Raw genomic sequence first — 11,390 nt, 5'->3', positions numbered from 1 at the left:
TTGTTGCCAGGCACCTACGAAAACGCCAGGCGGCGCCAGGCGGCGCCAGGCGGCGCCGGTTTTTTGGGGGGTTGGAGGGGGGATTCCGGTGCCAGGCGCACATCAGCCAGTTCACCCAGAGGGACGCGATCACCCGCAGCCGTGACTACCGGGGTGGCCCGCAGGCTCTCGAGGGACGTGAATTCGCTTTCCGGATCCAGCACCACCGACCGTCCGGCCACCCGCAGGCTGCCGGCGGGCAGAGTCTGATTGCGGGCCGCGATCTGCTGCCCGAGGGCAGCGGCGTCCAGGCCGGTCTGTTCGGCCACCGCATCATCCCAGGTGACCACGATGTTCTGGCCGGGATCGCCGATCAGCTCCACGCGCGAGATGTCCTTGATTCGATAAAGATCCCGCTTGAGCCGCTTCGCGGCCTGGCGCAGCTCGATCAGATCATCGCTGCCGGTCACCGCCAGGACGATGCCGTGGGCATCCATCTGCCGGTCATCCACCCGCGCCGGCTGGGCACCGTCTGGAAACTCCCGCTCAGCCCGGGCCACCGCCACCCGGATCCGGTCCCAGACCGCGTCGGTGTCATAGACATGCTCCTGCATGCCGATCATCACATGGGCAAAGCCCAGCCGGGCGGTGCCGATGATCTCCCCCAGGTCCGGGACCTGGGCCAGCTCCTCCTCGAGGGGGTTGAGAATCAGCCGTTCCACCTGCTCCGGATCGGCGCCCGGCCAGGGAATCTGAATATCGCCATAGCGATAGGGAAAGAAGGGGTCTTCCTGGCGATTCATTTCATTCCAGGCGAGCAAGCCCAGCACCGCCAGCATCACCACCAGGGTCATGATCAGCCGGCGCTGGCCCAGCAGGGCCAACAGCCCCCGGCGGGCGTTTTCCTTGAGGCCACTCACGGCAGCACCCTGACCGTGCCGCCTTCCACCAGGCGGTTCTGACCGGCCACCACGACCCTGTCGCCAACCGCCAGGCCGGCCGCGTCGGCGGGGTCGATGCCAATCCAGTCACCGCGGAGCCGCCCGGGGCGGATCCGGACCGGTTCCACCGACAACTGCTCGCCATCTTCGACCAGTCGCCAGACATAGGGGGCATGGCCGCCGGGATCCACCACCGCCGGCAGGGGCAGTTCCAGGCCACCGGCCGGGCGCCGGCCAAGATGAACCTGCACCACCTGACCGGCTGCCAAACTCGGCTCATCCGTCGCGACCACGGCGGTGGTCATATCCTGGCTGCCATCGCCGATGCGGCGCAGACGGCCTTCAAACTCGCCGCCCTGCAGCGGCCGACTCAGGCGCACCGCCTCGTCCCGCTCCAGCCAGTCCAGCAGGGCGGCGGGCAGTCGAATCTCCACCTCCAGACCGTCCACACCGGCCAGGCGCATGACCGGCTGACCGGCTGCCAGGAAATCTCCCGGTTCGGCCAACACCGCCACCACCCGCCCGTCGAAGGGCGCGCGCAATTGCAGCTCGGCTTCCTGGGCCTGGGCCTCGGCGAGGGCCGCCTCGGCTTGGCCCCGCGCTTCCCGCGTTGCGGCCAGACGGGACTCAAGCTGGTCCACCCGCTCCTCGGAAATCAGCTCCCGCTCCAGCAGCGCCTGGGCCCGCGACAGATCCCGCTCCAACTGAGCGATCTCGGCGGCCACTTCCTCGACCCGGCCCCGGGCCGCGGCCGCCGCAGGCGCCAGCGCCGGGTTGTGCAGGCTGGCCAGGACCTCACCCCGGGTCACCCGGTCGCCTTCCGCCACCCGGCGCGAGGCCAGGCTGCCCGGGTGCAGAAAGGCCGGGCTGGCCCGGTCCACGGACCGCAGCACGCCGGGGAACCGCTGCCACTCCAGGCCCGGTGCCTCACGGATCTGGGCCACTCGCACCGTCGGGGCGCTATCTGTTGTCGCTTCCGCTGCCGAGTCGACGGAAGTGTCGCAGGCGACCAGCCAGGCGCCCAGCATCAGCAGTAAGCCGCTGCCACCCAAGCGAAAAAGCCCCCAATTCGACATGGCAAACCTCCCCAGCGGGTTCGGCCCGCTCTTGTTCGACACGGTGATTAACTGGTCGACCGGTCAATGTTCGCTCCCAAAAAAACGCGAACCACCGCTCGCCGTATCCTTTCACTGTCGGGGCAGTAGCCCCTCCAGAAACAGCTTCAGAAAGTCCTCGAGAAAATCCTCGTCCGAGCCCATGCCCGGCCAATGCCCGTGATGGCATTTGGCCTCGAACCATTGGCTGCAGGTCATGACGAATGTCGCCACCACATGGGTCGGATTCACATCGGCGCGGAAGAAACCGGCGTCCTGGGCCTGGCGGATGCGTTCGGCCCCCAGCCCCACCAGGGCCTGATCCATCTCCGAGCACTCGGCATCTCCCTCCAGATGGGTCCAGGCAAACAACCTGACCACTTCGGGATGGTCTTTGAGAAAGCGGAAATAGGCCTCAACCGAGTCCTTCAGCAGGGTCGGGTCCGGCGTATCCGCCGCTTCCAGCATCGTCATCTGTTCCTGAAAATACTGGGTAAAGGCGGTTTCCTTGACCGCCTCCCAGAGCGCAGCCTTGCTGCCAAAATGGTGGTGAATCAGGCTCTTGGTCACCCCCGCGGCCTTGGCAATGGCACTCGTGGACACCGCCGAGACCCCGTCCCGGACGAACAGGGACGTGGCCGCCGCCAGGATCGTCTCCCGCGTCAGCTCCGGATCTCTTGTCTGAACCGCTTCATTCATGGGCGCAGTCTGCCATTAACTGGCCGACCGGTCAATTGGCGGGAGGGGGTGTGACTGTGCCCCGGTGCTGGCGAACGCCGTACCGCTGAATTAATCTCCTACGCAACCCTTGGAACAGGACAGGAAGCAGACATGATTCCGATTATCGTACTGCTCGGCTGTGCTCTCCTGATCGGGGCCCTGTCGCTGCCCATGATTCGAGGCTGGGTGCCGCCCAACGGCCTCTATGGCTTTCGCACCCCTGCAACGCTGGCGAGTGAGGCGCTCTGGTATCCGGCGAACCGTTATGCCGGCTGGCAGATGCTGTATGCCGCCATCGCCCAGTTGCTGGGTGTGCTCGCCTTGTTTCTCTTGGCCGATGGGCTTCCGGAGCCGGTGATTCTGCTCGCCGGGCTTGTCCTGCTCACGGTGACCTTGTTGGTGGCCGTTGTTCGCTCATTTCGGTATCTGAATCGTCTGCAGGAAGACAGGGACCGCACCTGAGGGTGATTGCTGGCGCGCGGGCAGGGCAAGTGTCAGCGTCTGGAACGTGCCGAGTGCAGGGCAATGGAATGTTGCCCTGGGGTCATTCCATTGGCCAGATGCCATAGGCGATCACCAGCAAGCCCGCTATGGACAGGCCAGTATTCATCAGCCGCAGGAAGCTTGCCTTGCCCTTGTTCATCTCGAATCCAGGCTCGTTGGCTTGCCCCGCCGTTATTTCCATGCTTGTGCTGGCCGGGCGTTTGCGGATGGCATCGAACAGCATGCCGAGGCTACTGATCAGTTCGCTGACTGACGGCTGATAGAGCATGCAAGTGGAGCTTCCTTCAGTCCAGGGGACGACTGAAGCGCTCACCCAGCTGTTCCATCTCCGCATCCAGGTTCTCATCTACTTCCGCCTGGCTGCTTTCCAGCCGGTGGTAGGCGGTGGGTAGCTGGATGCGGAACTCGACGCCGGTGAGGTCCAGGGGCTCGAAGCTGAGGGTGGGCTGCTTGCGCTTGGCCTGGTAAGTGATCCACCAGTGGGGGCGGTCGGGGTGTTGTGGATCCTGGCGGGTCTGCTTGCCCCGGTTTTCGAAGCCTTCCAGCACTTGGGTTTCCCCGTCCCGGCTGCCGGCGATCTCAATGCGCTGGATCGGTGCCGGCAGGGTCCATTGCTGCTTCGGAGCCGGCTCGGTCTCCGCCTCCGTTCCTTGTTCTGATTCGGACTGCGGCAAACAACGAGGCCGGCCACCCTCGCTGCATTCAACAGTGACCGCTTTCGTCAGCACCTCGTCATTATCAAGGTGAAGGCGCAGTTCGTACTCGGTCTCCGGGGTATGGATGTTGTTGACCTCGATACGGCCCTCATAGCCCTTGACGATCTCATTGACGAAATAAAGGCCCAGGCCCCGACCGTGATGCTCGCGGCTGCGGCGGGTGGAATAGCCAAGCTGGAACAGCCGGGCGTGGTCGTCTTCGCTGATCTGCGGGCCACGGTTATAGACACGGAACACGGCCTGGTCGTCAATCTCCTCGAGCTGAAAGGCGATCGTCGGAGCGCCGGACTTGCCCCGTCGTTTCCGGGAAAAGTACTGGGCGTTTTTCAAAAGATTGTCCAGCAACAGCACCAGATGGTTCTCATTGCCCAACAGCACTCCGACGGGCTCCAGCGCTACGTACCAGTCGCCGTCCTCCAGTCGATAGACTTCGTTGCCCTCGGGTCGCGGGGGTGGATCGGGCCGGACCAGGCTCATTGCCCGCCAGGCGGCCAGGCGTGGGTCATAGGTGGGTTCAAAGGGCAGGACGTCGGCGGCCTCGGCGTCCAGTTCCTGCTGGTAATAGTGTTCCTCGCACTCGCACAGGAGATTGCCGATATGCAGGGCAAGATTATCGGCGGTGGACAGATCGAGCAGGTCCCAGAGATAACGCATGGCATCCAGGGCGGCCTGGTAGTCGGCGGCCGGGTCTTGCGGGCCTGCAGTGTCTTGCTTGCCGGCCGTGTTGGTCTCCCCCTGTTGCCGACGGGCCTGTTCGGCCGCCTGCTGAAGGGCGGTTTGGACCTTGTCGAAACTGATCACCCCATTGTGACGTACTTCCCGGGCGATGCTTTTGAAATGCAGGAATTTCTCGTCGTACTCGATGTATTCGAGCAGCTTGTCACTGATGAAAAGCTTGAGCTTGTCGGCGTGACCGGAATAGGTGTGTGCCTTGAGCTGAAGTTCCCGGATTCGTTGCCAGGCGGTATCCAGTTGCTCGTTGAGCCGTGCCACGTCCTGTTTCTGCAGGGCGAAGCGGTGCTGAAAGCGGCGAAGATCAAAGACCAGAAGCAGCGCAAAGATCCCCGCCACGGTCAGGGCCATGGTCTCGCCAAACCAGTCCGTGGGCAGGGCGTAGCCGGCGACCAGTTCGGGGCTGGCATAGAAAAGGAAGTAGGCCACGGTGAACAGCGCCCCCAGGGCGCTGGGCCAGGGAAAGCGGGCCCAGCGGATACGCACCCGCGGTGCGCGGGTGTCCGGATGGGGCCGAGCCGGCTGTGGCTTGTGCTCACTCATGATGCGCGGCTGACCTTTTTCCAGCAGTAGGCCCCTTTATCACCGAAGGTCACGATCCCTTCGCCCGCCTTGCAGATATCGAGAAACGCACCTTGGCCCCCCATGGCCTGGTCGAAGGCCAGACGCAGGGTGCGGATATGTTGGCGGTAGCTGGCATAGGAAAAACGCTCGCTGTCCACATCCAGCTTGTCCGCCATCACGGCCGTGGGCAGGGGCCGGGGCGAAGCCTCGACCAGAAAGCGCAAAATCTTTCTGGGCATGGGCGCAAGCGGGCGCTTGGGGTTGGTCGGGTTCATGAGCTTGGTGCCCCGCCAGTAGACTTCCCAGCTCACCGTATCGATGGCCAGATCCCCGCTTTCCAGGCGCTCGCCCGCCTGGCGGGGCACGGTCTGTCGCATGCCCGCCTCCCTCAGCACGGCGCGAATCCGCCAGACCAGGACCGATTCCACATTGCGTTGGTGCTTGGCGATGAAATCCCGGGCCCCGGTGCCTTCGAAGGCTTCTTGTTCGATGCCGGTGCCGGCGTGCTCGGAAAGAAAGATCAGGGGCACATCCGGCCACTTGCGCTGCAGGGCCCGGGAGACGGAAAAACCGGCCGCGTCATTGCCGTTCATGTGGGCGTCGATCAGGGCCACGTCTGGCCGTGCCGCGTCATCAGCCCGTTTGATGTGCTGGCAGGCGGCCTCAGCGAACTTGAACACTTCAAGCTCGGTCGGCGCCTCGTCAAAAGACTCGGCCTCCAGTACCGGACCGAACTTGTCCACCCAGTGGGTCCTGTCTTCCACCCAGAAGATTCTCGCCATGACCAATCCGGGGTTATCAGGGTGCCTTCGAGTCTAGCACGGACTTCTCAGCAGGCTCCGTGGCGAGGACGCGGGCATATCGGGGTCCGCCAGCAGGAGGCTGGTGAGAAATCCGGGCTAACACGGACCCGTTCACAGATTTTTCACCAGTGCCCCCGAGACTGTCGGTGAAGCGGTTCCACCGGGAGCCGCCGTGTGTGAAACCGGAAAGACGGGGTGACGACTATGTTGACCGATATCTTGTATGTCTGGTCAGACTCGCCGGCAGTGTCGGTGGGGGTCTGGCTGGTGATTGCCATGGTGCTGCTGTATTTCGGGCGGCCCCATGCCCATCAACTGCTGCGCAATACCGGGCGCGCAGTGAATGGCGCCATGCGCCTGGCGGCGAAGAGTATTCGTCAGCTGGAGGAGCGGGTATCCGAGCGCAACCGGGATGTCTTGTTGGCCCAGGGCCGGGAAGAGACCGAAAAGGCCATTGAACGGGAGTTCGCCCGGGTCAATGCCGTGGTGGAGCGGGACCTGGGGGAATACCCCAATCTGCACCGCAAGCTCTCCGATGTATTGCAGAAAGTGGAGGCCGATTACCATGCCTCCACCGCCGAGGCGCCCCTGCCGCCGGCCTGGGCCGAGGTGACCCAGACCATTGAGGCCCTGCCCAAGACGGCGGATCCTTCAGTGGCCAAGGTGCTGGAGAACATCCGGTCCACGGTGGCCAACTCCCACCGAGAAACCCTCAAGGCCCACCAGAAGAATGTGGCCGAGCGTCACCGGATCCTGCATGCCATGCAGCCGGAACTTCGCAAGCTCAATGCCAGCATGGCGAAAGTGGAAAAGTCGGTGGCCAGCCTGGAAGAGCAGTCCAGGGCCATTGATCGCCACATGGCCAACTACGAGAGCATCCGCAAGGGTGAGAACCGGGCCGTGCATGCCCTGGCTTCCTCGTCCCTGACCCAGTTCTTCATCGCCACCATCGTGCTGATCATTGCCGCCTTTGGGGGCCTGATCAATTTTCACCTGATTGCTCTGCCCATGTCGGAGATGGTGGGCGGCGCCAGCTACGTGGGCGCGGTGCGGGTCTCGGATATTGCCGCGTTGGTGATCATTCTGCTGGAGATTTCCATGGGGATCTTTCTGCTGGAATCGCTGAGGGTCACCCGCCTGTTCCCCATGATCGGGCGCATGGATGATCGCATGCGCAAGCGCATGGCCATTGCCGCCTTCACGCTCCTGTTCATCTTCGCGGCCATCGAATCCTCACTGGCCTATATGCGCGATCTGCTGGCCCAGGACCGGGAAGCCCTGACCCAGACCCTGGCCGGGGCCGAGGTGGCCGAGGCCCAGTTTCGCTGGATTCCCTCGGTGGCGCAGTTGATGCTGGGCTTCTTCCTGCCATTCGCATTGGCCTTCGTGGCCATCCCCCTGGAGGCCTTCATGAACTCCATGCGCACGGTGCTGGGTCTGGTGGCCCTGGGTTTGTTGCGCCTGCTGCGCCTGGTGGTGCGCACGGTGGGCAGTGTCGCCAATCACGCCAGCAAGGTCATGGTGAGTCTTTATGACCTGTTCGTGATGGTGCCGCTGGGTATCGAGCGCCTGATTCGTCAGGGCAGCAATGGCGTCAAGGAGCAGGTCAGCGCCCGCCGTCAACAACGGGATTCAGGCAAGGGCGGTCGCAAGAGCAAGGGCGCCCAGACCGAGCCTGGACTCAAGCCGCGGGAGGTATGAGTGATGAAACGAATCCTGCAATCAATGACGATGGCTGTAACCCTGGTCGCCGCTCTGTCTCTGGCGGGCTGCGGCGAGGCACAGAACCGAAATCAGGCGGTCTTCATTCTCATCGACATCCATGGTGACTATGCCGCCGAGATGGAGCGGGCGAGGGATCTGACCAACTATGTGCTGGGACAGTTGACCAGTGGTGATTCCATCGCCATTGCCTTTATCGACAACTCCAGCTTCACCGAGCGCAACTACATCGCCCGGACGAAGTTTGATCACCGTCCCAGCGTGGCCACCCAGCAAAAACGCATCGTGCGTTCGGAACTGGATGCCTTCATGGAGCGTTTCAGCGTGCCCAGCGCCCACAGCGACATCACCGGCGGCGTCCTTTTGGCAAGTGATTTCCTCCGGGAAAGCGGGGCGGGACGCAAGACCCTCTTCATGGTTTCGGACCTGGAGGAGGACCTCATGCCCGGCATGGACCGGGACATGCCCCTGGGTCTGGAGGGGGTGGAAGTGGTCGCGGTCAACGTCACCCGCCGCGCTACCGATAACTTCGACCCCCGCGCCTATCAGCGTCGTCTGGCCCAGTGGGAGGCCCGGGTGGAGGACAGCGGCGGCACCTGGCGTGTCGCCAACGACCTCTCCCGCCTGCAGGAGCTGGCCGTCCTGCGCTAGTGGGCATTCCGTTGCCCACACCCAACACCGCCGGGATGTTTCCATCCCGGCGGTGTTTCGTTTCATGCGGCAGTAGTCAGCTAGGAAAACTCCGCCAATTGGCAGAAATTTGCGTAATGTCTACTATACTTCGGGATAAGCTGCCCAGGGGATAGGGCAGGTTCCATTGCCAGGGATGGGGGGAACACCCAATGGATGGGAGGACATGAGTATGCCAAGAGCCGGTCACTGGTTGCGCCGCGACACGCCCTCAAAGCGCGCGCTGCAAGTTGCCACCCTGTATGCGTTCCTGGCGGGCTTGTGGATAGCCTTCTCCGATCAGGCGCTCGCAAGAATCATTGATGATTCAGCGACCATGGCCTGGGCGCAGACGCTGAAGGGCTGGTTTTTCGTGCTGGTCACAGCCAGCCTGCTGTTCATCCTGGTACACCGCGCCACCCGTGGTTTGTTGAGAGGCTATCGGGCGGCGGTGAATGCCACCCGTGATGAATTGACGGGTCTGGCCGGTCGGGCCGCCATCCGTGATCTGGGGCCGGCCGTATTGGCGCGCGCTGAGTGCATGGGGGAGCCTGCCGCCTTCATCATGCTCGATGTGGACCGCCTCAATCGTGTCAATGATGCGTTTGGGGTAGGTGCCGGCAATGCCATCCTCATGGGCATCGCACGGCGCCTGCAGCGACTGGGCCGGGCGGATCTCACCCTGGTCCGTCCCGGATCGGATGAGTTCCTGATCATGGTGGCACCGCCTTGCACCCCCGAGGCTGCCGAAGAGCTTGTGCGCGATATTCTGAGCCGGGTGAATCGGCCATATAGATTGGCGGGTGAGACAGTTCAGATCGGAGTTTGCGCCGGCATCGCCTGTTATCCCCGGGATGGTCAAACCGTCGATGAGCTGGTGCTGGCCGCGGACAAGGCCGTCTCGGCGGCTGAGCCTGGAAATGATATCGTGTTCTTCAAGCGGGCGGATGAGAAGGCGCGGCAACTGTTCAATATCGAGAATGCCCTTAACCATGCCCTGGAGAAGAAGCAGTTTCGCCTGTTCATGCAGCCGGTGGTTGACCTGGATACGGGCGCCATCCTTGGTGCGGAGGCCCTGATTCGCTGGGAGCACCCTCGATTGGGCCTCGTCTCTCCAGGGCACTTCATTCCCATGCTGGAGCACAATGGGGGCATTCATGATGTGGGGGCCTGGGTCTTGGAAGAAGCGATCCGGGGCCTGCATCAATGGCCAGACAGTGATGGCCTCCAAATCGGTGTGAATGTATCCCGGATTCAGCTGGAGACCCCGGACTTCCTGGATTACAGTGCCCAGTTGATGGACCGAGCGAACGGCCAGGCAGGCAGCTTGATTCTTGAAATGACCGAAAGCATGGCCATGCGGGATCCGGAGGTAATAATTTCTCGCCTTCGAGAACTCAAGACTCATGGTCATGACATGGCCATGGATGATTTTGGCACCGGTTACTCCAGTCTCGCCTACCTCAAACGCTTCCCCTTTGACTACATCAAGATAGATCGTGCCTTTGTCCGTGGTATACCCGATGATGTGGAAAACGATCTTCTCGTCCAGACCATGCGCGACATGACCAGTCGGCTCGGCAAGAGAACGGTTGCCGAAGGGGTCGAGACCCCCGAAGAGGCCAGGCGGCTCAAGCAGCTCGGCTTTCGGGGTGTTCAAGGCTATCTATTTGATCGCCCGATGCCCGCCGACGACTTTGGCGAGCTGTTGGTCAAGAAACATGAGTATCCTGTCTATGGTGAGGCTTCCAAGACTTCTCATTGAGGGCTTTTTTCCAGCGGTAGCTCCCAGGTAAAAGAAAAGAGCCTGCCACCTGAGGTAAGCAGGTGGCAGGCTCATTACTTCATGGTTGAATTTTTTCGATTTACTAAGGAACCTCTGATCAATTCAGTCCCGTCATGATCTCATATCAATGCAATGGCGGTGAGCGCAATCGCACTGTTCAGCTAGATATGTCTCTCAAAGAAACGGGGCCGGCAGAAGCCGGCCCCGTTTTCGTCATTAGAAGCCAGTCGGTTCAGTAGGCTTCGTCGTCGCTCTCTCCCTCGGGATAGAGCAGGGCTTCCACGGTGGCGCGGCCGAGGGGGTGGTAGCCGGGGCGGGCTTCTTCGTAGATGGCCTCGGCTTTTTCCCGGTCGGCTTCCACCAGGGCGCTGTAGAGGGGGCGCAGGAACTTCATGCGGCCCACTTCCAGCAGGAATTCGCGCACCCGTTCCATGGCCGGGCCATAGTCATTGCGAATGGCGATCTCCAGCCAGGCGGCGGCGATTTCATAGTTGGGCGAATGGGTGAGGTCGAAGGCCTCGTCCAGGGCATCCATGCGGGCCCGGGAGAGTTCCTCTGGCAGGTTGTTGAGGAAGTACACCCACTGCAGGGCATGCCAGTCATCGTTACGGAGGTCGCTGATGCCGATCTCGTCGTCCAGCCATTTGGCCTTCATGGCATCGACCCGCTCAAAGGCTTTCGAGCGGGGTTCCGGATAGCCCTCCGGCATGCCGGGCTCGTAGATCCACTCATCCACCCGTTCCACCGACATGATGTCTTCATTACCCTTGATCAGGTTCTCCAGCAGATGGTCGCGGAACTGCTCGGTGGTGATGGCCTGGAAGGCGAAACGCTGGAAATAGCCACGCAGGAAGTCGTCGGTCTTCTCGCGGCCAAACCGTTCCTCGATCTCGGTGATGAACAGCCGGCCCTTCTGATAGGGAATCAGGCTGAAGACTTCATCCGCTGACTGACCGGTGAGGTCAATGGCCAGTATCTGGCGTTCCGGGGGCAGGCTTGCCAGTGCCGACTGCAAACCCTGGTAGCCGATCACCGACTGCATGTCGGCCCGCTCCCGGTCATAGACGTCTTCCATGTTGCGGTATTCCATGTAGACGGTTACGCCCTCATTCAGCCACAGGTCACGCCAGGCGGCGTTGTTGACCAGATTGCCGGCCCAG

11 protein-coding genes are annotated in these 11,390 nt (G+C 62.4%); 4 read left to right on the top strand and 7 right to left on the bottom strand.

Going from position 1 to position 11,390, the window contains the following annotated elements; genetic code table 11:
* Nucleotides 1–14: 14 nt before the first annotated feature.
* The 3 genes from ACJWXQ_RS09260 to ACJWXQ_RS09250 all read right to left on the bottom strand — a co-directional run bounded on the left by ACJWXQ_RS09260 (nucleotide 15) and on the right by ACJWXQ_RS09250 (nucleotide 2,713).
* Entirely contained in the window at nucleotides 15–899 is an 885-nt protein-coding gene (locus ACJWXQ_RS09260) for an efflux RND transporter permease subunit (protein ID WP_406672655.1), read from the bottom strand.
* Nucleotides 896–1,996 carry an efflux RND transporter periplasmic adaptor subunit gene (locus ACJWXQ_RS09255; protein ID WP_406672654.1) on the bottom strand — a complete coding sequence of 367 codons (1,101 nt, stop codon included), beginning with the start codon at nucleotides 1,994–1,996 and terminating at the stop codon, nucleotides 896–898. Before ACJWXQ_RS09255 ends, ACJWXQ_RS09260 begins: the two co-directional genes overlap by 4 nt.
* 111 nt (nucleotides 1,997–2,107) lie before the next feature.
* Nucleotides 2,108–2,713, bottom strand: a complete 606-nt coding sequence (locus ACJWXQ_RS09250) for a TetR/AcrR family transcriptional regulator (RefSeq protein ID WP_346052070.1) — start codon at nucleotides 2,711–2,713, stop codon at nucleotides 2,108–2,110.
* A gap of 132 nt (nucleotides 2,714–2,845) precedes the next feature.
* Between ACJWXQ_RS09250 and ACJWXQ_RS09245 the strand changes: the two genes are divergently transcribed.
* Nucleotides 2,846–3,196: an SdpI family protein gene (locus tag ACJWXQ_RS09245; RefSeq protein WP_346052072.1), complete on the top strand. Its 351-nt coding sequence runs from the start codon at nucleotides 2,846–2,848 to the stop codon at nucleotides 3,194–3,196.
* Between the two features lie 82 nt (nucleotides 3,197–3,278).
* On the opposite strand, the gene ACJWXQ_RS09240 is transcribed toward ACJWXQ_RS09245, so the two are convergent.
* Genes ACJWXQ_RS09240 through ACJWXQ_RS09230 form a run of 3 tightly spaced genes read right to left on the bottom strand, consistent with a single transcriptional unit; the run spans nucleotide 3,279 to nucleotide 6,032 of the window.
* Nucleotides 3,279–3,506 carry a hypothetical protein gene (locus ACJWXQ_RS09240; protein WP_346052074.1) on the bottom strand — a complete coding sequence of 76 codons (228 nt, stop codon included), beginning with the start codon at nucleotides 3,504–3,506 and terminating at the stop codon, nucleotides 3,279–3,281.
* A 16-nt stretch (nucleotides 3,507–3,522) separates the two neighbouring features.
* Complete coding sequence (locus tag ACJWXQ_RS09235) at nucleotides 3,523–5,229, bottom strand: ATP-binding protein (RefSeq protein ID WP_406672653.1); 1,707 nt, start codon at nucleotides 5,227–5,229, stop codon at nucleotides 3,523–3,525.
* Nucleotides 5,226–6,032 (bottom strand): response regulator transcription factor, encoded by an 807-nt coding sequence (locus ACJWXQ_RS09230; RefSeq protein ID WP_406672652.1) that lies wholly within the window; start codon nucleotides 6,030–6,032, stop codon nucleotides 5,226–5,228. Before ACJWXQ_RS09230 ends, ACJWXQ_RS09235 begins: the two co-directional genes overlap by 4 nt.
* A gap of 225 nt (nucleotides 6,033–6,257) precedes the next feature.
* Here ACJWXQ_RS09230 and ACJWXQ_RS09225 point away from each other — a divergent pair, with 225 nt between their 5' ends.
* From ACJWXQ_RS09225 to ACJWXQ_RS09215, 3 genes are all read left to right on the top strand, one after another.
* Nucleotides 6,258–7,754, top strand: coding sequence for a hypothetical protein (locus tag ACJWXQ_RS09225; protein ID WP_346052080.1), 1,497 nt, complete (start codon nucleotides 6,258–6,260; stop codon nucleotides 7,752–7,754).
* Between the two features lie 3 nt (nucleotides 7,755–7,757).
* Nucleotides 7,758–8,426, top strand: coding sequence for a VWA domain-containing protein (locus ACJWXQ_RS09220; RefSeq protein WP_346052110.1), 669 nt, complete (start codon nucleotides 7,758–7,760; stop codon nucleotides 8,424–8,426).
* A gap of 205 nt (nucleotides 8,427–8,631) precedes the next feature.
* Nucleotides 8,632–10,209, top strand: a complete 1,578-nt coding sequence (locus ACJWXQ_RS09215; RefSeq protein WP_346052082.1) for a bifunctional diguanylate cyclase/phosphodiesterase — start codon at nucleotides 8,632–8,634, stop codon at nucleotides 10,207–10,209.
* A gap of 253 nt (nucleotides 10,210–10,462) precedes the next feature.
* Here ACJWXQ_RS09215 and ACJWXQ_RS09210 read toward each other — a convergent pair.
* Nucleotides 10,463–11,390 (bottom strand): leukotriene A4 hydrolase C-terminal domain-containing protein (locus ACJWXQ_RS09210; RefSeq protein ID WP_406672651.1); only part of this gene is annotated, 928 nt, incomplete at its 5' end.

The organism is Natronospira sp. (assembly GCF_007134575.1).
GTDB classification, from domain to species: Bacteria; Pseudomonadota; Gammaproteobacteria; order Natronospirales; family Natronospiraceae; genus Natronospira; species Natronospira elongata.
The sequence above is the reverse complement of the archived record's forward strand: the minus strand, read 5'-3'. Positions and strand labels throughout refer to the sequence as shown.